At 51.3% G+C, this 21,092-nt stretch carries 18 protein-coding genes, 1 pseudogene and 1 other annotated feature; of the genes and pseudogenes, 6 read left to right on the top strand and 13 right to left on the bottom strand.

The features are described from left to right. Positions 1-152: 152 nt before the first annotated feature. From B4C79_RS14480 to B4C79_RS14470, 3 genes are all read left to right on the top strand, one after another. Positions 153-1,631: an OmpP1/FadL family transporter gene (locus B4C79_RS14480; protein ID WP_171099320.1), complete on the top strand. Its 1,479-nt coding sequence runs from the start codon at positions 153-155 to the stop codon at positions 1,629-1,631. Positions 1,632-1,709: 78 nt separating this feature from the next. Then, the gene (locus B4C79_RS14475) at positions 1,710-2,093 is read left to right on the top strand and encodes a hypothetical protein (protein ID WP_146106709.1); all 384 of its coding nucleotides are present in this window, start codon (positions 1,710-1,712) and stop codon (positions 2,091-2,093) included. After that, positions 1,752-1,868 (top strand) — a sequence feature (AL1L pseudoknot). It overlaps the preceding gene by 117 nt. A 175-nt stretch (positions 2,094-2,268) precedes the next feature. Continuing rightward, positions 2,269-2,880, top strand: coding sequence for a TetR/AcrR family transcriptional regulator (locus B4C79_RS14470; protein WP_105029249.1), 612 nt, complete (start codon positions 2,269-2,271; stop codon positions 2,878-2,880). Between the two features lie 22 nt (positions 2,881-2,902). Here the strand turns inward: B4C79_RS14470 and B4C79_RS14465 are convergent, their stop codons facing one another. The 6 genes from B4C79_RS14465 to B4C79_RS14440 form a co-directional block, all read right to left on the bottom strand. Beyond that, the gene (locus tag B4C79_RS14465) at positions 2,903-3,769 is read right to left on the bottom strand and encodes an alpha/beta hydrolase family protein (protein WP_105029250.1); all 867 of its coding nucleotides are present in this window, start codon (positions 3,767-3,769) and stop codon (positions 2,903-2,905) included. Between the two features lie 47 nt (positions 3,770-3,816). Continuing rightward, complete coding sequence (locus tag B4C79_RS14460; protein ID WP_105029251.1) at positions 3,817-5,799, bottom strand: CocE/NonD family hydrolase; 1,983 nt, start codon at positions 5,797-5,799, stop codon at positions 3,817-3,819. A gap of 318 nt (positions 5,800-6,117) precedes the next feature. Next, on the bottom strand, positions 6,118-7,359 hold the full coding sequence (locus B4C79_RS14455; protein ID WP_105029252.1) for an NAD(P)/FAD-dependent oxidoreductase: 1,242 nt from the start codon (positions 7,357-7,359) through the stop codon (positions 6,118-6,120). A 34-nt stretch (positions 7,360-7,393) separates the two neighbouring features. After that, on the bottom strand, positions 7,394-9,049 hold the full coding sequence (locus B4C79_RS14450; RefSeq protein WP_105029253.1) for a GMC family oxidoreductase: 1,656 nt from the start codon (positions 9,047-9,049) through the stop codon (positions 7,394-7,396). Beyond that, on the bottom strand, positions 9,046-10,443 hold the full coding sequence (locus tag B4C79_RS14445) for a cytochrome P450 (protein WP_422655547.1): 1,398 nt from the start codon (positions 10,441-10,443) through the stop codon (positions 9,046-9,048). Before B4C79_RS14445 ends, B4C79_RS14450 begins: the two co-directional genes overlap by 4 nt. Positions 10,444-10,478: 35 nt before the next feature. Then, a complete protein-coding gene (locus B4C79_RS14440; RefSeq protein WP_105029254.1) occupies positions 10,479-10,799 on the bottom strand; it encodes a 2Fe-2S iron-sulfur cluster-binding protein in 321 nt (106 codons plus the stop codon). Between the two features lie 121 nt (positions 10,800-10,920). Here B4C79_RS14440 and B4C79_RS14435 point away from each other — a divergent pair, with 121 nt between their 5' ends. Next, complete coding sequence (locus B4C79_RS14435) at positions 10,921-11,964, top strand: AraC family transcriptional regulator (RefSeq protein ID WP_105029255.1); 1,044 nt, start codon at positions 10,921-10,923, stop codon at positions 11,962-11,964. 113 nt (positions 11,965-12,077) lie between these two features. On the opposite strand, the gene B4C79_RS14430 is transcribed toward B4C79_RS14435, so the two are convergent. The 7 genes and pseudogenes from B4C79_RS14430 to B4C79_RS14400 form a co-directional block, all read right to left on the bottom strand. Further along, complete coding sequence (locus B4C79_RS14430; RefSeq protein ID WP_105029256.1) at positions 12,078-12,524, bottom strand: PaaI family thioesterase; 447 nt, start codon at positions 12,522-12,524, stop codon at positions 12,078-12,080. A gap of 13 nt (positions 12,525-12,537) precedes the next feature. Beyond that, entirely contained in the window at positions 12,538-12,984 is a 447-nt protein-coding gene (locus B4C79_RS14425; protein ID WP_205882397.1) for a PaaI family thioesterase, read from the bottom strand. A 66-nt stretch (positions 12,985-13,050) separates the two neighbouring features. Next, positions 13,051-14,070: a BtrH N-terminal domain-containing protein gene (locus B4C79_RS14420; RefSeq protein ID WP_205882398.1), complete on the bottom strand. Its 1,020-nt coding sequence runs from the start codon at positions 14,068-14,070 to the stop codon at positions 13,051-13,053. Continuing rightward, entirely contained in the window at positions 14,071-14,940 is an 870-nt protein-coding gene (locus B4C79_RS14415; protein WP_105029258.1) for a metal-dependent hydrolase, read from the bottom strand. It abuts the gene before it with no gap. Positions 14,941-15,084: 144 nt separating this feature from the next. Then, positions 15,085-15,981, bottom strand: a pseudogene (locus B4C79_RS14410) (DDE-type integrase/transposase/recombinase). 105 nt (positions 15,982-16,086) lie between these two features. Then, positions 16,087-16,911, bottom strand: coding sequence for a formylglycine-generating enzyme family protein (locus B4C79_RS14405; RefSeq protein WP_291751927.1), 825 nt, complete (start codon positions 16,909-16,911; stop codon positions 16,087-16,089). Then, a complete protein-coding gene (locus B4C79_RS14400; RefSeq protein WP_105029260.1) occupies positions 16,904-19,333 on the bottom strand; it encodes an arylsulfatase in 2,430 nt (809 codons plus the stop codon). The genes B4C79_RS14405 and B4C79_RS14400 overlap by 8 nt, the downstream gene beginning before the upstream one ends. A 108-nt stretch (positions 19,334-19,441) precedes the next feature. Here B4C79_RS14400 and B4C79_RS14395 point away from each other — a divergent pair, with 108 nt between their 5' ends. After that, on the top strand, positions 19,442-20,530 hold the full coding sequence (locus B4C79_RS14395) for a glutathione S-transferase family protein (RefSeq protein WP_105029261.1): 1,089 nt from the start codon (positions 19,442-19,444) through the stop codon (positions 20,528-20,530). Beyond that, positions 20,524-21,090: a TetR/AcrR family transcriptional regulator gene (locus tag B4C79_RS14390; protein WP_105029262.1), complete on the top strand. Its 567-nt coding sequence runs from the start codon at positions 20,524-20,526 to the stop codon at positions 21,088-21,090. Before B4C79_RS14395 ends, B4C79_RS14390 begins: the two co-directional genes overlap by 7 nt. Positions 21,091-21,092 lie beyond the last annotated feature (2 nt).

Raw genomic sequence — 21,092 nt, 5'->3', positions numbered from 1 at the left:
TGTTAATCGTTGTAAACATAGGGTGTTTCCTGAGGTACTATTTCTCGGAAATACCCCGTTAAAAATTTTAAAAACAACCAGCAAAAAACTCACGACTTTCTTAAAAGCCGGGCGCACTGCGACCCTGCACGTCGGAGCCAGGAGACAGACCAATGGTGTTTTTGCAGCAAAGCTCCCTTCGGAGAGCCTGTGCCGTCGCGTTTTCAGTCACGGCCTTTTCACTTAGCCAGCAGGCTTTTGCTGGTGGTACTGCCAACGACAATCAAAGCACCATGGGCATTGCCACGGCGGGTGCCGGTCAAGCCGCTGAGGCTTCGGATGCGTCGGTAATTTTCTTTAACCCTGCCGCTTTGACCCGATTCAAGCGGATTGAGGTGTTGAACGTGGCCAGCATTGCCACCTTCGACAACGATTACACCTCCACTCAAGACAACGATGGCCCCCCAACCGACGATGGACGCCAAGGCTCAAACGGTGAGTTCTTTTCCAGAAAAGACGGCTATGACTCAGCCCTGTTTATTCCGGGCTTGTTCGTGGCTATTCCGGTCAGTCCCAAGTTGGTGGTGGGTTTCAGCGCATCGGGTTCTCATGGTTTGTTGACCCGTTATCGCGAAGATTTCCCAGGCCGTGGTTCTGGTCGCGAGAGTGATTTGAAGATAACGCGCTTGAACCTGGGCTTTGGCTATAAACTGACACCAACCCTATCCATTGGTGCCAATGGTTCTTATGAGCGCTACTTTCAATCCATCAAACTGCGTTTGAATTTCCGCGATGCAGTAAGTAAACTAGGCCCCCCAGGCACTACTGCTCTTTTGGATAGCTTGAGTGCCCTAGGACAGGCTCCTCCCATTCCTGGTGAAACAGATGCCAAATTGCGAATTTTAGGATGGGCCTTAAATGCGCAAGCCGGCCTGCTGTGGGAGCCGACGGATCGCACTCGGATTGGTGCGTCGTACCGCCCCAAAACCCGCTTCAACGGCAATCAGGGCGAATTAACAGTTAACGAAAACGCTGACACTGCAGCTTTCCGTGAGTTTCTCAACGGTGGTTTGATTGCAATTGGTGGCCCTTTGCTGGGGGTGAATGGCCCACAAGCCGCCGCCGATCTAGCACCGCAACAGCAAGCACGCCAGAGGGTGATTTTCCCGGATGAGTTTAGAATTTCATTGTTTCACCATTACAGCCCAAAGCTGGACCTAATGGCCACTTACACCTATCAAGACTATACCGAAACATTTTTGCGTTATGAACGGGTTAGTAATGGCCGTGTCATTGAGGACCTACCGCAAGATTTCAAAGTGGCGCATGCTTACAGGATTGGTCTGAATTACAAAGCATATAAGCGTCTGACCTTGCATGCCGGCTACGGCATGGAGAACGGTGTAGTGGGTGACGACTTAAGAGTTCCCATTTTACCTGATAATGACCGCCGTTTCTATGGCCTGGGGGCTAGTTTCACGCCTAGTCGGGATACAACCATCTCTCTGGCGTTTGGCATTATTGACATTGATGCGGGTCAAGTTGGGAATAACAATAAGGTGACTCCAGTAGAAGTGTCCGGTGGCGAATTTAAGGGCATTGCAGACTTGGATGCAGAGTTTTTCTCTCTGGGTCTTACACAACGTTTTTAGGTGTTGATAAAAACACCATTGTGGCAGTAACTTGAAATGGTCGCTTTATGCGACCTTTTTTTTCTCTGGATAAACGCAATGAAACGGAATGAAACGGATGTGAGAGTTGCTGCTGGCCAGTACCTTTTTCGCCTAGGCGGAATTCGACCGCCTCAAAAAGAAATGAGGCGCTTCATCGACGAACATCACCAAACCTTAGGGGTTGAGTCAATCTGCAAGACCTTCCAGACTGCCCCTTCTGGTTATTGGAAACACCTAGCCTGCCAACGCCACCTTGGCTTTGAACTCGGCTTTGAACACGCACCGGCATTGAACCATCAGTGGGCAGCAAGAGCGACAGCCATGACAATGCACTTGCATAGACCATCAATGATTTTTATAAAGCCGAAGTCATTCACCGCAGAAGCAACGATTAATTATTATCAACAAATCGGTCAGCAGGCCAAACAAACCTGCACTTGAGCAAATTGGCCTCTACAAAAACCGGGGCGGTTCAGTTCAGGGAAATTGGAATCACTTCCAATACACAGTGGCGCGTCTGATACTGATGACGGTAAAGAGAATGGCGTTGCAAGGGGCTTCCTGATGTATGTTGGGGTAAAATCAAACTGCTAAAAATAACAATCAGGGGGAGCTTGTGAGGAAAAAGCGTCAGTCTACACCGGTAGCCCAAGCTGACAGACAATTTGTTTTGGCCTCCGCGGCGCGCCTTTTTCGCGAACAGGGTTATGACCGTACCACGGTCAAGGAAATTGCCGAGGCCTGTAACATGCTCCCCGGAAGCCTGCATTATCGCTACCAAACCAAGGAGGACATTCTGGTTGATCTCATGCGTCTGGGCTTGGAGCAAGTATCTAACGATGTCAGCAATGCTGTTGCGGGAGTATCCGAACCCGCTGAACAACTGCGCCGTGGTATCAACGCACACTTACAGTTATTGGTCAGTGGCTCAGATATGGTTTATGTGCTGTTGTTCGAGTGGCGATCCTTACGTGGCAATGCTCGAAAGGAGATGATCAGCCTACGCGATAGCTATGAAGCATTGTGGGCAGCGATGCTGAAGTCACTGGCCGACCAAGGTGTTATTCGCAAGGATGTTGATCTAGACTTGCTGCGATTGATTGGACTGGGCGCTCTAAACTGGGTGGCTACCTGGTTTCGTGACGGTGGTCGCTATTCTCTCGAGGAAATCGGTACTTTCGTTTGGACGATGATAAGCGGTGCCGTGTTAGAAGAGCGTCGAGATTGATTATCGAGTCAGATCGGGACCACTACAAATCACTTTCCAGGAAGAGATAAAGCCCCTGAAGCGACTTCAACGATGTCGGGGCTCTACACCCCTTGTTAATACCTGCCAGGAAAGCATCAATCACCTCTATAGTGTATTTCTCAGTCCGATATGAAAAACCCAGTCCTGCAAAATTCAAATGCGTTGCATCGTCAATGACAGCCAACCATTTGCACCCGGCGGACATATTCTTGAAAGGCTGTGTCCTGTGTTTCCACGAATTACCGCTCAATTCATCATCCCTTGTCCCTGTTATTGATAGCAAAGGCTTTTGTATTGGACTCCATGATTTCGCATTAAAAATTGCACCCTCTCCTTGAGGTGAGAGTGCAATATAAGCATCGAATCGATCCTCACCGCTTAAGTCCATCAAGTTTTTAGCGCCAGCCTCCAACATCACAGTGGCTGCTCCCATCGAATGCCCCAACAGTACCGAAAACCCCGAATCACATTTTTTCTCTGCCCACGATTTGGCAATACCAATGTCGACGAGTCGCTCTTTATAGGCCTTTGAATTGGTAGTCAATTGAATCAAACCATCCTCAAGCCCATGGTCTTTTCGCAAACGGGTCAATGCCGATTTGTCGCTCAGACGATGGGTTGGAATCACGGTTAAAAAAGAGCTTGATGCAAAAAACTCACCGAGATAGGAATACCCTCGCTCATTGCCACCTGCGCCATGCGAAACCACGACAACACCTTTACAAGTTTTTGATGAGGGAGGATAAACATGGGCATTAAGCTGCGCATCGTTGGGTGCAGGGATAGACACAGATAGAACTGATTCGCCCAAAGCCAAAGCATGAAAAACCAACAAAAGGGAGGCAACAATTAGACGCCTTGCAGTCATCCCCAACCTCCCTCTGTCAGTTCAGTAATTAGTGTACGAAAGATGGCTCATTGGCTCAATGCACTTGTTGGTACAACAGGCAACACAATCTTTGAACGATGCTCGTCGCTATTCAATATATTGATTGCACCCAATAAACCACCGAGCAACTGCGGCACTGGTTGCAAACCTTGCGGCAAATTACTTGAATTGATCGACACCTGAAGTTGATGCCCTTTGGGTATAACTGCTGCGGTCGAGAAAATCTCTACTGGCAACAACATTGGTGCACCAGGCTGTACTGGCAACACGGCCTCTTTAGTAAATGGATGCCACGGCTGAATTCGCAGACCGTTCATAAACCTGGATTTTGTGTCATCCACGGCCCGATGTGATGCCGTTAGCAATCCATTGCTGATTGATTTTGATCGACCGGTTGCTGGATCATAACTAGATAGACGGACCGACAATGCAGCCTCCCGGCCTGTGGTGGTAATCCAAACATCTGCGGCGATCGGTCCATTGATATAAAGATCCTCAGTAAGTACCGGCGTTCTGAAATTGGCCGATGGAATCTGATTGAAGGTGTCCTCCGTGTTGCAAGAAATCGGAAGTAAACCAAGAGCCCCTGCTGTCCACTGGCTGGTCGAAGAGGAACAAAGACCGAAAAGCGGCGCCTGGAGAATCACACTGGATGCCTCCATCGCTTCTGCTGGTTCTGGCTTCAACGATTTGTCGCCACGCAGATAAAACTCGGTGGCCTGGACACCTGGATGAGGCCAATCACTGGCTGTCACATATTTTTCATGCCCCAGCACATACTGTGTCACGTTGGGCAACTTGTCCGCGCCTACATCCATGCCTTTTAAGTACTGATCAAACCACATCAACTGAATTTGTTGCAAAGTAGGAACCCCGTCACGAGGCAACCCATCGCTTGGAATTCCGGCAGATTCAATATGCGTCCAAGGCCCTATCAATAGTTTGGCTGTGGTTTGGCCCTTTAACTGCTCAAACCACATGGGCTCGCTTCGTTGGAAGAGGTCACGAAGGCCGCCCACGATGAAAGTGGGCACCTTGATGTTGTCAGCCTGTTCAAGCGGAGAACGGGTTTTCCAAAACTCACCATCAAATGCTGTTTCATTTTCGCCCAAAAGCGCCTTGAGAATTGTTGGCACCTGAAATTGAACAACCCCATTCAATAGGTGCGACACCAACAACTCAATCCCCCGGGCCGGGTCCGTTTGTAAAGCATCAAACGGCACCACGCCAAGCCCGGTCACCAACCCCATCCATAGCGGTATAAAGGTCGGGTTGACTTGTCCTCCAGTGAACACAATGTCTCGGTAACCATCACCAATCGGCACTATTGGAAACGCAGCTTTAACCGCAGGGTGATTTTTCGCAGCCGTTAAAATCGCGCTGATACCCAAATAAGAGACTCCGTACACACCCACTGTTTGGTTGCTCCACGGTTGAGAAATCACCCAATCTACAACCTCGGAATAATCACCCTGCTCTTTCTCCCCGAACGCATCCCAAACGCCCTGTGAATTACCCGTACCTCTCACATCAACAACGACTGTGGCGTAACCTCGCTTCACCATAAATGGATCAGCTCCCCCGATCGCAGGCACAAATGCACCCGCCGCCTTGTTGTAAGCGGTTTGTATCAAAATGGCGGGATACGTTTCAGCGGGAATGGGTTGAGCAGATTCGTTTGCAGGCAAAGTGACTGTGTAGGCCAGTTCAATGCCATCGCGCATGCGAATAAAGCCTTTGGGCAAAGTTACGGTTGATGGGAAATCTTCGGCGCGCTCATAACTAGTCCATTGACCCTCATTTGCCTCAATCACTTGCACCGGTCTGGACTGACTTGACCGGGTGCCCAACATCAAGACGGTTCTCGTCGACTCACTTGATGCAGTTACACCCCCGGTGCTAGCGGGGTTTTCGCTGTCATTGGAATCGGAGGTGCAGGCGAACAGTAGGAAACAGAAAACAACCGTTAACACTTGTACAATTCGGATTGGGATTCGGCTTACATTCATATGTTGTCTTACTAGTTAACATATTATTTACTGAAATGTTGAACAGTCCCGGTTTTCGTTGAGGCCAATTTGCATAAGTGCAGGTATATTCCGCCTACTAACCGATTCGTTGATCGTACTTAAATCTGCGTCGGGAGAAAAGTCTATCAGAGGCACCATCAGTCGATGGCAATTGAACCAATCTTTGCAGACTTCCCTTGTCATGCGAACTGCTCGCCTGCAAAGCTCAGGGGCGAATTTGAATTCGGGTTTGCTGATGATGGCACCATTGTGTCAAACAACGGAGTCTCACAAATCTCAGAGCGGTTCAAAATTTCGTTAGGTAGCTATTAGGAGCAATGTTAGATCCGCATCCGGATTGCTCAATAGTTCAGTATTCAAAATCATACGTCGCTGAACCAGCTGCTTTCCGACCATAAAAGCGATTGGCAAATTTACCGCGTCTACCGCGATGACGCAGCCGTCGCGCAAGTAGAACACCACAAATCCCTTATCCGCCGGGCTACCATGCATGACACGCTGATCATGGCCTTGTGACAAGCCGACCATCTGCAGACGAATGTCATACTGATTCGACCAGAACCACGGCACGCTATCGTAGGGCTTGTCCTCACCCATCAATACTGCTGCGGCAGTACGCGCCTGATCAACAGCATTCGCTACCGACTCCAGCCGTAGTCTGTCTTCAAAAAAAAGATTGCGATGGCGTGTGCAGTCTCCGATCGCCAGAATGGCGGGGTCATCGGTGCGAGTAAACTCATCGACGAGAATACCGCCATCGCAGGTCAGGCCGGCGGCCTCTGCCAGTGCGGTATCTGGTATGACGCCAATCGAAACAAGCACGATATCCGCCGACACCGTGTCGCCATTGGCCAACCGGACCCCGGCAACAAACCCGTGATCCCCGGTTTCGAACCCGGTCACCCCTGTATCCAGTCGTACATCCACCCCGGCATCACGATGTCTGGCATAAAAAAAAGCGGACATCTCCGGCCCGGTAACCCGCTGCATCAGACGCCCGGCAGCTTCCAGCACCGTAACATGGACACCCTTCTTGACTGCGCTGGCGGCGACCTCAAGGCCGACGAAACCGCCGCCGACTATAACCAGACGTTTGCCCGGAACGAGCACCTCACGCAGGGCATCCGCGTCAGCCATGTCATGCAAATAATAAATGCCCTTCAGCTTGGCCCCCGGCGACGTCAGGCGCCGAACCTGTGAGCCAGTGGCCAGGACAAGGCGGTCGTATTTGATCTTACTGTGATCGGATAATCTGACCGTCTTGCTGTCTCGGTCGATCTGATCGACACGCACACCGAGCCGCAATTGATAACCTGCATTTTCGTATACCGAGCGTGGCTTCAGGTACAGTGATTCCTGCTCAACCTCACCGGCCAGATAATTCTTCGACAGAGGTGGTCGCTGGTACGGTGGATGTGGTTCTTCACCGATCAGCACCACCTCATGCTGGTACCTGCCTCGCAGCAAGGCGGCCAAAAGCGCACCTGCTGCATGCCCACTCCCAACGATGACTGTCACCTCTTGCGATTTATTCGCCATGGCCTCTCTCAGACTGATTTATGGGAAAGTTTTTTCAGGCGCCGGATGTCGCGGCATCCTCAAGCATCATCGCGGCGCCCTTCTCGCCGATCATGGTCGCCGGTTGATTGGTATTGCCACCCACCAAGGTCGGCATGATCGACGCGTCGATCACCCGCAGACACTGCACGCCATGCACTCGCAAACGCGGGTCCACCACTGCCAGCGAATCGACGCCCATTTTGCATGTACCGACCGGGTGATATGCCGATTCAGCGCTGCGCCGCACCCAGTCTGCGAGGTCTTGGTCCGACAACAGCGCCTCTCCGGGGGAAACCTCGACATCATGGTGCGGCGCAAAGGCCGGCTGTACCAGAATCTCGCGCACCATTCGCACCCCGCGAACAAGTCGCTCAACATCCGCGGGGTCGGACAAATAGGCGGGATCGATCAGCGGTGCCGCATGGGGATCAGCGCTGTGCAGACCGACTCGGCCCCGTGACAAAGGCCGAAGCCCATAGATCATGACTATGTAGCCATAACCACTCATTGCGGTCTTAATGTCCCGTCCGTGATTAGCGTACAGCATGGGCCCGAAGTGTAGCTGCAGATCGGGAATCGGCTCTTGCGGCCGGGAGCGGATAAACCCGCCAGCCTCGGCGCCGTTGCTGGACAGCACCCCGCGCCGACCAGCCAGATACTGCAGCACGGCCCATAATCCCTTGAGCCAGTAGCTTGGATGCATCGAAATACCCAGACGGGTGCGTGCCCGGGCACGAACAAACACGTCGATATGGTCCTGAAGATTCTGCCCCACCCCTTCCAACGCGTGACGCACCTGAATGCCGTGCCTGTCAAGTTCCTCACGCGGACCGATTCCGGATAACATCAGCAGATGCGGCGAATTGAACGCGCCACCGCAGAGTACGACCTCGCGCGCTGCTCGAATCTGTACTAGGCCCGTCCCGCTCCGATACTCCACACCGACAGCACGTGTCCCTTCGAGCAGTACTCGGGTGACATGTGAACCACTTCGTACAGTCAGGTTCGGGCGTCCTGACGCCGGCTCAAGATAGGCGCGTGCATTGCTGCATCGCGCACCATTTTTCTGATAGGCGTAGTAGAAACCTACACCCTCCTGATGATGGCCATTAAAGTCGCTGTTGTGGCGGTGTCCAGCCTGCTTTGCAGACTCAACAAACACCAGACTAAGGGGATTGGTATAGCGGCGTTCAGCAACATTGAGTGGACCTCCCCGACCATGGAACGGCACATCAAGCGGATTCAATGGCGGCTCGAAATTCTCCGACTTCGTGAAATAAGGCAGCACCTCTTGGTATGACCATCCCTGACAACCCAGTTTCTCCCATTCATCATAATCTTGAGCATGACCACGGATGTAAACCTGAGCGTTGATGCCGCTCGACCCACCAAGCATCTTACCCCGAGGCTGGAACAACGAACGACCATACATATGCCGCTGCGGCTCAGTCTTGAACTGCCAGTTGTAACGACGGCTGAACATGAGTTGCAAGAATCCCAGAGGTATATTCACGAAGGGGTTATGACGACTCTCTGGTCCGGCCTCGAGCAAAAGTACGGAATAAAGACCACTCTCGGACAGCCGGTTAGCGACCGCACAACCTGCCGAGCCAGCCCCAACCACCACGTAGTCAAACTGCTCTGACGCTCGCCCGCCCTGATGGCTCATCTACTCTTCTCCGTCAACTTCACCATCAGCTTTGAATAGCCGCGTACAAAGTTTGATTGAACAAGCTCCGGCTCGCCAACGACTTCGATGTCATCGAAACGCTTCAGCAACTCCTCCCAAAGAATGCGCAGTTGAAGTTCAGCAAGGCGATTACCCATACAACGATGAACGCCATAGCCAAACGACATATGATTTCTTGCATCATGACGGTCGATGATGAATTGATCGGGATTTTCAAATTTTCGTTCGTCACGATTTCCTGATGCATACCACATCACAACACGGTCACCCTTCTTGATGGTCTGACCATGCAGCTCGACATCCTGTGTAGCAACGCGACGCATATGCGCAAGCGGGGTTTGCCAACGGATGATTTCCGAAACCATATTAGGAATCAGCCCCGGATTTGCCTTAAGCTTAACGAATTCTTCGGGAAACCGATTTAGGGCGAGCACGCCACCACTCATAGAATTTCGTGTGGTGTCATTGCCACCGACGATGAGTAGCGCTAGGTTACCAATAAACTCCATCGGACGATTAATCAGGTCTTTGGTGTCCTCGTTACTCTGCATCATGCTAATCAGGTCGAAGCCAACCTTTTCGCCGGCTGCTCGATCAGCTTCTTTGTTGCGCCAAAGGGTTGAGAAGGACCACGCCATATCCGCTGCATCGTCAAACATGACATCTTCATTGGTAGATTCACCACCTGTTGCCGATGACGCACCCGATAATCGATCTGACCAGCCCACAAGCTTATGGCGTTCTTCGTAGGGAAAATCTAGTAAGGTTGCGAGCATCCTAGCGGTTAGTTCTTTCGATACCTTGGGCACCCAGTTGAAAGGCTCATTCAGCGGAAGGCTGTCAAGCACCTCGCCGGTACGGCTACGAATCAGCCCCTCTATTTCTCTCAGATTTTGAGGCGCCACGACGCCTTGAACTGCCCGTCGCTGCTTATCATGCCGAGGCGGATCCATGGCAATAAACATTTCGACGGACAAACCATCCGGGGGATCTCCCAGAACGATTTGAGGCTCCGAGGAAAACAACTGATGATTCTTATCCACATATAAAATATCATCGAAGCGTGTTATCGACCAGTATGGCCCGAACGGGCTATTTTTCTGGTAATGAACTGGAGCCTCGTCGCGCAGCCGCTTGAAATAGGCTGAGCACTTGCCTTGTCGGTAAAGAAACGGATTGCTGGCGTCAATCTCCTCAATGGAAAGCGTAGTAACGTCAGGCAATGGGGATTCGACAAAATGGAGCATAGGGGTTTTAGGCCCAATAGTTTTTCTCTTTGCCTTCATCAATACTTTTAGCGCCCTAATCTGCAAGTTCATGGGCACGATTTTGGCCGTAGCATTAATTACCTTTGTCTGAATCGTGCCACTCATGCTTGATTTCGTTGTCATAAATCGCTCCACTTTTTTCACATCTGGAATTCTGGCAAGTAAACAATCATGCCATCCATTTCTTCAGTAACCTTGACCTGGCAACCAAGACGCGAAGTGTCAGTCCGCTCCGGTGTCATGGATAGCATTTGCTCTTCGACATCCGCGATCTCACCGGTTCTATTGAACCATTGACCGTCAACAACAATGTGGCAGGTGCCGCACGCGCACTCTCCGCCGCAATCCCCGTCAATGCCTGGCACAGCATTGGTGACGGCAATTTGCATCAAAGTAGAGCCCACATCAAGCTTGGCGACATGCTCGGTGCTGTTATGCTCAACAAAAATAATCTTCCCCAACGCTTTTCTCCTTTATCTCTACGAGTGATCATATTATTGATGCATCCTCATGTAGAGGAGGTCATTTCTTGACAAAATAGAGGTCATTTGGAGACAATTTAATTTTACAAGAGCCCTCTCAATGACACATCACACCAAAACAAGTGTCGACTCGGTGAAGAATATTCCGTCCAATTACTCACGGCTTATAGCGCGTGAGCTCGGGCTAACAGCTAGGCAATTGCCGGAATTACTACAAGGTACCGGTCTTAGGGCCGCTCAGCTGTTGAGTGATAACGGTCTGATCACGTCGGCTCAGCAGATACAGATTCTACGCAACGCACTGGCGTTGTCGGGCCGACCGGGATTCGGACTGCGGCTGGGCAGACGCTTGACACCGGCAACTCATGGCACGATGGGCTTTGCTGCCTCCAGCAGCCCGAACCTGCTCAGTGCATTTCAGGCCATACACACTTTCCTGCCCACTCGTGTTGGTGTTATCGAACTGCGTTTGTATGAGACTGAGGATAATCTTGAATGTAGGGTGACCTTCAAGATACAACTGGACAACGATCTGCTTCGTTGCGTGGCAGAGTTGATTGTCACTGTGCTACTTAATTTCGGTGAATTTATTTTAGGCCGTGCTTTGGAAGAGGCAGAGATTGGATTTACCCATGTAGCGCCTGAATACCAAGCGATCTATGCAGAGTATCTTTCCGGACGAATTGATTTCTGCCGCGAACAGTTAACACTCAGATTGCCGATGGCGTTGTGTCTTGAGCCGAATGCTTCAGCCAATCATGAAAGCTATCAACTTGCTTTGCAGCATTGTGAGGTCTTGCTAGAGCAACTTCAAGCGCAGACATCGAGCTATCAGAACCGCCTTAAGAAAATGATGTTATCCCGTCCGCCCGGCACACTAAGTGAGGAAGAAGCCGCCGCTACTCTTTTAATGAGCAAACGCACCCTTGCGAGGAAGCTGAAGAAAGAGCAATCCAGTTTTCGAAAAATTCGTGAGGAAATTCTCTCCAATCAAGCGGCTAGTTATTTGGGTGAAACTACTCTATCGATCGAAGAAATTGCCGTGCTGCTGAACTACCACGACAGCGCCAACTTCAGGCGTGCATTCAAGCGCTGGTTTGGCCAACCCCCCGATGATTACAGGCGTATTGCCAACTCACTTTGATAACGCTGAGGCCCAAGATCACCGCCTCAGACTACTCAGCCGCAAACCACACAGAAGCTGCGGATTGGGGAGCAATTCAACACGGTCGATAGAATTTTCTCTTCAGGGCCGAGCTATCGGGTATAAATAAATCGGCCCATCGCCACCAATGTCTGATTTTGATAGATTTCTACTGATGTGATGATGAATCGTTTGCCTGATCGGATGACTTGAGGCACCGCACATATGGTTCCGGCGAATGCCGGGCGCAAGTAGTCGAAGGTCATACTTTGGCACTGAGGCTCGCTATTAAGATCAAGAATCCCTATAACATGCAAAGCAGCGCTGATCTCACCAAAACTGGCCAAGATTCCACCATGGAAGGTACGCAATAAAGGGTTGCCCATATGCTGATCGCGGAATGAAAGCTGATAACTTACGTCATCAGCCGAATTAACCAGCTTCATTCCTAAAAACCCTACAAATGGATTGTCTTCCAGCAGTTTTGCTTGTGCAGGATTTAACAATGCAACTTTGTCTTCTCTGTCATTACCGACACGCTTTGTACCTACATCAGCCATTAATGCCCGCCTTTTATTGCATAGAAGAATCAAAGCCTGGACCAAGTGTACCCACAGCAAATGACCCAGACACCGTCGCCAAAAGCCGATCATCTCGATTATTTATTGCTCGGCCACGAACATAAGCAATATCATTCTTGATCGCATAGCACTCCACCTCACTGCTTACTGAGTCTCCCGACACAGCCTCTGCGATGAAGTCGACTCGCAGATCTATTGTAGCAATCGCCCTCATATCACCGAGTTTGGAGAATATTGCCAAACCACAATTTGTATCAAGCAGAGTCACGATGACGCCACGATGCATACTACCGTTGCGACCTGTCAAAAACTTCTGGTGACAGATGGTCATCACAGCCTTACCCCCGCAAATTTCCTCTACTTCCACACCAAGTGTATTGAACAGTGGGTGTGAAGCACCGAAAAAACTCTTTGCCATTTCAAGATATCGATCAATCATTCAGCGTTACCTCCAAGATACCTACTCTTGTTCAGGCCATTGAGCAAAGCCGGCCACATTACTTGGTCAAGATTCTGGAAAAATGGAGAGCGCGCTCTCTACGTAGCAATGCTCATTAATGAGAACATGATTTATCGCAGCTTCAATTTTCTCATGGGGAAATACAGAAGCCTCGGAACCCGCTTTAAGCACTGCTGCCAAATCTGACCACGCTGCTGCCGAAGCACGCATTTTCCGAACCAACCCGCCACGCTCCACCTGAGGTAAATGAATCTGCGCCTCCTCCAGGAACTCCGAGTAAATAGTGCGAAAGCCTGAACCACCCGTGCCTCTCTTCTCGATCACCTGATAAGCAAATCTCAGGTTCCAACGCCAGTTCGGATCAGCCGCCCAGCGCGCCAACTCTGCAATCCAAGTATTCAGAGCCGCCAGCCCGCTATGGCGATTACCCCGCATCAGGCTGGAAGCATTGTCAAAGATAGCCCGTCGAATGCTCAAAGGGGATACTTCTGCGTCAATACGCAACGGAGCATACATGTTGCCATAATGTACAAAGGGTTCCGAAGTGGAGAAGCGGGAGTCAGCAAGCTTTTCTAGAGGCACTGGTATTAGACCAGGTCGCTCGGTGTCACTGACGAAAACCTGACTACGCAGCGGATCAATTTGCCAGGCAACGATAGCATGCCCCGGAAAGTGGGTTTTACTGTTGAAATAAGGGAGGTGAAAGATGTCCGTGAGTAACAATGCTGGACGCCCGCTCAGCAAAGCTACATTGAGGGCGTCGCTCGCCCGCGTTTTGTCCTCGAAAACATCCCAGGCAAATGGCACGCCCAAAGTCGAGAATACCTTCTCCTCGAATCCCATGGAGCGAACATGAACGATAAATGGCGTTGACGACCCTGGCACCTCAACATACGTAATGCCAAGCCCAGCGCCAAGACCAAAGCAACAGGCCTCAGTCATAGTCAGACCATGAAACTCCAGCAAATCCCGAATCGCAGAACTACCACAATGCCGCCCAGGTGTATGGCTATGAAACTCTGAGGATGACTTTGCAGTACCCGAGGACGGCTTGATCATGCTCATTCACACGACCTCCTTGACAGCGAGGTCACCGTAGACTGCTGCGGACGCGCGCATTGGATCACCATGTTCACCATATTCTTCCAGCCAAGCGGCCACCTTCTCTGGCATACCGGTTTCCCAAGGATGAAACCCGGGTCGAAACCACGCAAGAAATTCTGGCATCATACAAGTGACAACTCCTCTACGCCCGTACAACCGATTTAGTCCACGCGCTACCACGCCGGGTTTTGTCAAGACACCATCCAGACGCAGCATATTGATAAAGACAGGCGCCACCACCACATGCATTATCAACATTGCTGTCACTAGCGCAGAGACGCGCATCATGTATCCACCTCCAGCTACGGTCTGATAAAGATCATAGGCCACTGCCTTGTGTTCAACCTCCTCCACACCATGCCAGAGAAACATCGCCCGCATAACCGGATCGGCCTCGCGAAGCATGTCAGTGTCTTCCCGTAGCATGGCCTCACCCAGCGTGGCGGTGAAATGCTCGAATGCAGCGGTCATCGCCAACTGATATTTTTTCGGAAGGTACTTTTGAGAAGTTCGAATAAAACGCCGCAGATTTGTGGTGACCCGCTCGACATCTATCCCTTGCCCGGCCATTACATCGTTAAAGCGATCGTGAATGATGCCATGTTGCCCTTCCTGACGAATAAAGTGACGAATATCCTCTCGAAGACGAGATTCGTTCACCTGATCCTGAAAGTGGCGCACTGATTGGATAAAAAAGCGCTCGCCCTCGGGAAAATGCACCGACAAAGCATCGAAAAACCTAGTTAGCACTGGATCACCACCATTCCAGTGACGCTGCACTGCCGAAACGTCAAAGGAAACCTTGCGAGGTCGGATAGGTACGGCTTTCATGCTGAACTCCTTAGGCTGCTTATACTATTTGATCGGAACATCATTTGATAATGATTGGAATTATATTGGTTGACCAACCAAATGTCCATAATTTGATATGCAAGTATTAAAACGGGCTTGAAAGTAGAACGGAGCAGGTCTTGTTTAGTCGGACAGTTTTCGTGGATTTATAATAAAGATCCAGTCCTGCGGGTTAAGCGACCAATGCCGCACTTTGTTGATGAAATACACCTCGCCTGAGGTTTTGTACTCCAAAGCCTGGTGGCCTCGACCGGTATTGTAAAACGCACTGTACTCGTGCAAATATTTTCTTGCCTCCGAGGTTGTTTCGTAGGCCCGAAGGTAAACCTCCTCGTATTTCACTGTGCGCCAGAATCGCTCAATCACCACGTTGTCGCGCCAACAACCTTTGCCATCCATGCTGATTTGAATATCGTGGCCCTTTAGCATTTCAGTGAACTCCAAACTGGTGAATTGAGTGCCCTGATCGGGTTTGACGATCTCGTGCTTGCAGTATTTGGTGATCGCTTCTCGAACCGCTTCGACACAGAAATCAAGATGCATGGTGTTCGACAGCCTCCAACTGAGCACTTTCCTGCTGCACCAATAGATGACTAGGCACAGCAGTTACAGAAAGCCGCGTTTCATCGGAAGGTAGGTGATATGCACAGCACTCAGATCGGGCGATGCGAAGAATCTTGGCCTGTTCGCTCATCGAAAATTCGTAGTTTGTATCAATCATCGCTTTGAGCTCAGCAAACCCACCTTGATGAGCGCACTTTCTAAAAAATCATTCTCCGATGTCAGCTCGCCAATTCTTGCATGCAAAACTTTCACAACGACTGTGGATTCGGCGGGTTTAGTGGCACCAAATGCTGTGGAAGCAGCTTGCAGCAATTCAGCTTTCCACTGGGCAATTTAGGTGGCGTGGTCATCGTATTTCTGGGCAAGCTCGGCAAGTGGTTGTTCGCCTAGAACTGCCTCTAGCGCCACCTCGGCTTTAAACTCAGGCCAGTGGTTTCTGCGTGGTCTGCGACTCATGATTTTTCCTTTCCTGACCAACATTATTGACCCAAAAAGCAGAGCTCTCATCTTTTATCCACCTGTCCAAATTCGCCGAACCTGCTCCTGAAAAAGATTCCCAGCTTACTTGGGTGATGCGTCGTAAACGCAACGAAAACCAATGTGAGAGGTGCTGCTGGCCCCTGCAACTCCGATGCGCGCAGCTGGCCGGTAACGCAAGCAATATTCCGCAGCGCACAGGTGCGAGCCGCCTTTCAGGGCAAACAGAGTGTTTGAATCTTGCTGTGGGCTGCATGAACAACAGGTGGCGGGCTCGATGAATCCTGATTGGGTCCATTCCCACACATTGCCTATCATGTCGTGCAAGCCGTGGCCATTGGCAGGGAATTGCCCAACCCGAACCGTGCCGGGTTTACCACCGGGGGCGTAATACCATGGAAATGCGCCTTGCCACACCTGTGCCATGCGCTGGCCATCTGGTGCAAATTCATCGCCCCAGGCAAATTGGGCATTGCGCAAACCGCCGCGCGCCGCAAACTCCCATTCAGCTTCTGTGGGCAAGCGCCCACCCGCCCACGCAGCAAAGGCCTTTGCATCGTCAAGGGCCACATGCACCACAGGGTGCTCGTTGAAATCGCCAGGCAATTCAGTGCCAGGGCTTGGGTCGTGCCAACACGCACCCGGCACCGCTTTCCACCACAGGTCAGAATTGTTCAAAGGCACAGGGCCCTCGGTCATTTGAAACACGTGGGAATGCCCCCGGCGTTCGGCCAGGGTGAGGTACCGTGTGGCCTCCACAAATTCTGCAAAATCTGAATTGCGCACAGGAAAAACATCAATTGCAAATTCACACACCCGAGCTGCGCGCTCGGGGCGTTCCTCGGGATAGTGGCGATTCGAGCCCATTCGAAACTCGCCACCCGAGAGCATTTTGCAGTGCCTAGACATTCAATCCCATTTGGCTTAAGAAGCGCAACATTTCGACCGGATTGACTTTACTGGTGTCCACATCAATTGTCACCTTGCCCAACTTGCCTTGAAAAGGATTGGGGCCTTTGTAGCGGGTTGATACCTGGTTGCCCAGATCAGAACCCACAGTAAAACCATCGTAACTGGTCGAAAACAGCACGCGCTTGAAGGTATGCTTGGCCACCTGTTGACCGTTGACAAACAAAGCGCCCTCGCCATCAAATGGGCGGCCAGTCATGCGCTGCTGATACCTGATTTTCAACTTGCCCTCAGGCAAAACCGAACTGGATTCTATTCGTTCCACGTACGGCACCAGGCTTTGTTCATAACACAGCTTGCCATCTTGAATGTAAAGCACCCAACCTGCATATTTGGCCCCTTGGGCCAGCAGCACGCCATCGCCCGCAACATTGCTGCGTTCACATTCAAGCTCAATGGTGTGCGACAGGCCACACACGATTGGCGCTACATCCCGCGCCAAACGCTCAACAGGCGGGTAAAAATCCCAACGCGCTCGCAATCCTTTTTCTTGCCTGTCTTGCACCAGACGAAGTACCAAATTGCGGTCATCGAGTGGCAACACATTGTACTGTTGCGCCGCTTGTAACCATTTGTTTTTCAGGCGTTCTACGACCTCTGGAAACTGGTTCGCCAGGTCTGTGCCCTCAGCGGGGTCTTTGCTTAAATCGTACAGTTCCCACACATCGTCTTCGAAAGGTTTTCCACGCGTGTGGCGTGCCACAGCGCGCCAATTGTTCTCCATGTAAGCACGGTGGCCACCCAACTCAAAATACTGCTCGCTGCGGGTTGGGCTTTCAGGTTTGCTGAATGTTGGCAATACACTTTGGCCTTCAATGGGTTTTTGAGCTTGCCCTTTGTACACGGTCGGGCGTTCAACCCCAGTGGCCTCCAGCAAGGTGGGGAACAAATCCACCACATGTACAAAGTTGTCGCGCAATTCGCCTTGCGCAGCAATACCTTTGGGCCAACTCACAATCAGGGGGTCGGCCACACCACCCAGGTGCGCATACTGCTTGTACATTTTGAAGGGAGTATTTGATGCACTGGCCCAGCCCATTGGGTAGTGAGGATAGGTGCCCTCCTCGCCCAGCACGTCATACAGCTGCGCAGCTTCCTCCACAGGGATTGGACGCCCGAATGCAGGCGCAAACACATTCGGCGTGCCGGTCGGTGTTCCTTCCGGAGAGCCGCCATTGTCAGAGAACAGCACCACAATTGTGTTTTCACGAACACCCAGTTCTTCGAGGCTGTTCATCAAACGCGCAATATTGTTGTCCATATTGCTCATCAGGCCGGCATACACCTCCATGTAGCGGGCTGTAATTTTTTTGTGCGCCTCTGGCAACTTGTCCCAGCTGTCCGAACCAAACGAAAGTGGCGGCAGTTCAACCGTATCCGGCATGACTCCCAAGGCTTTCTGGCGCGCGAGTCGTTCGGCGCGAATCACATCCCAGCCTTTGTCATACTGGCCTTGGTAGGCATCCCTTTCACGGGCCCGCGCCTGCAAAGGCGAATGGGGCCCTGGATAAGCCAAATGCAGGTAGAAAGGCCGCCCTGGCTCAAGTGCCTGCTGGGTACGAATGTAGGTAATGGCACGGTCGGTGAGGTCATCACATACAAAGTAATCAGGCGTGTCGGGCGGTTCAACCGGCGCGATGCCGTCGAACAATTCCGAGGGTTTGAAATAATCGGTGGAATGCCCCTGAAACCAATAAGCCCGGTCAAAACCGCGTTGCGTGGGCCAATTGTCGTAAGGCCCGTTTGCACCTGTGGTGTGCGCATTGTTCAAATGCCACTTTCCACTCAGAAAAGTGGACCACCCTGCCGCTTGCAACACCTCAGCCAAAGTGGCCGCCTCGTGCGTTAAATCACCTCGATAACCCGGGTAACCAGCATCAATGTCGGCCAACCAACCCATGCCCGCGGAATGATGATTCAGGCCTGTGAGGAAGGAGGCCCGCGTGGGCGAACACATGGAGCAGGTGCGAAAGTTGGTGTACTGCAAACCGGTTTTTGCCAAGGTATCGATGGAGGGTGTTTTTATTTCACTGCCATAGCACCCCAGGTCGGAAAAACCACAGTCGTCCAGCAAAATGACGACCACATTGGGCGCACCCTCTTTCGCCTTTACTTTGCTGGCAGTGGCGGGCCGGGAATCCTGAAAGGACAGAGCCACCTGTGCAGCCTCGCCTTCAGGCAGGGCTTTGGGTGTCATCAATGCACGTGCTTTGGTGTTGGCCACATGCGCACCAGTGGCAGCCACGCCCACAGTGGCTGCACCCACAGCAAGGCCCGACAGGAATGCGCGCCGTTTCAAACGTTTGGGGGACAAGCCTTCTGAATTGCTGCCATCGTTTTGATCATCATTTTGCTGCGTCATGCTTGTCCCCTATTTGAATTGAATGTGTCTTTTGTTCTAGCTCTTAACTAGTGACACTATTTGTGTCACTATATACAAAAGAAATTCGAATCTCAAGGAGTCGAACACATGGCAATGCCAAAAGTTTTGAAAGTTCATGGTCTGGATCTTTCTTATTTCACGGGAAAGCTTGAAGCGTACTTGCGCGGCAAACAAATTCCTTACGAACTGATTGAAATGGACACTGGCGATTTCAAACGTTGTGGCAAAGCCACCGGGGTGGCGCAAATGCCCCAGGTGGAATGGCTCGATGGTCAATGGCTGAGCGACACCACATTGATCATTGAATTTCTGGAAGCCTTGAAACCAGAAACATCCGTATTGCCGGAACACCCCACGCTTTGCTTTATTGCGCAACTGCTGGAAGATTTCGGTGACGAATGGCTTTGGCGCCCAGCATTGTATTACCGCTGGGCCCACGCGCAAGACGCAAGGCTGATGAGCCACCGCCTTGCAGATGGCATGATGCGTGACGTACCGCTGCCCTTTTTCATGCGACGCTGGGCCATTTTAAATCGACAGCGGCTGCACTTTTTGTGGCTTGATGGCGTGCGGAAAAGCACTGCGAAACGCGTTGAAGCACATTACCTGGAAACACTGGATGCTCTTGAGACAGTGCTTGAAAAACAACCATTCGTTCTCGGCCAACGCCCAACATTGGCTGACTATGGGCTGTATGGCAGCATGTTCCGGCATTTTTTCTGCGACCCCACACCAGCGAGAATCATGCGGACTCGCGCCCCGGCCGTGCATGAGTGGGTTGCGCGTCTGTGGAATACAACACTGGCTGACTACAACAGCACGCCATTTGCGGGGCAGTTGCCCGGAGAACTAACGCCCTTGCTGAACATCGTTTGTGCAGAATTTTTACCCTATATGCAAGCCAATGAATTGGCCATTGAACAAGGCGCTCGCCAATTCAAATTCAGCAGCCAAGGTGCACAGTTCAAAATACCCACACAACGTTACCGTGCCTGGCGTTACCAGCGCTTGAGAAATCGATATCAGGCACTGGAGCTCTCAATCCAGCAAGAAATAAACGCGTGTTTTCCCGAACTGGGCACAGCCTTGAGCAAACCTGTAACATGCCCGATAGAGGCAAGAATCAAGGGCTTGCCCATAAGCACACCCACAACAATGACAAGTAGAACATGGTGAAAGTAGACGGTCGCACTACACGCGGACAAGCCAATAGAAAACAGATTGTTCAGGCACTGATTGAACTGATTAGAGAGGGCCATCCAGCGCCCACAGCGGAAATGGTTTCAGCACGAGCCGGGGTAGGCCTGCGAACAGTGTTCAGGCATTTCAAAGACATGGAAACCCTGTACAGGGAAATGACCAATGAGGTGGATGCAATTGTTGCCCCTGTGTTGGTCACACCGGTCATGGGCAGCAATCTGCACGAAAAACTGATGCATGCGATTGAGCGACGCGCCGACATGTTTGAAAAGCTGGCTCCGCTACAAGCTGCGAGCCTGGTGCACTTGCATGAATCCAAATACCTGCGGGACAGGCAAGCCAGCACTGTTGAGCTACAACGCCACCTGCTCAAGGCGTTTTTACCTGGCGAGATAGTTAAAGACAAAGCCCTGTTTGAGGCATTTGATTTGGTAATGAGTATTGAAACCTGGTTGCGACTTCGTCGAGATCAAAAGCTCAGCGTGAACGCAGCCAAGAAAGTTCTTCAGCGCAGCGTTGAGCAACTGTTGAAATAAGT

The sequence above is a fragment of the Limnobacter sp. UBA7229 genome, from assembly GCF_002473065.1.
GTDB lineage: Bacteria > Pseudomonadota > Gammaproteobacteria > Burkholderiales > Burkholderiaceae_B > Limnobacter > Limnobacter profundi.
The sequence above is the reverse complement of the archived record's forward strand: the minus strand, read 5'-3'. Positions and strand labels throughout refer to the sequence as shown.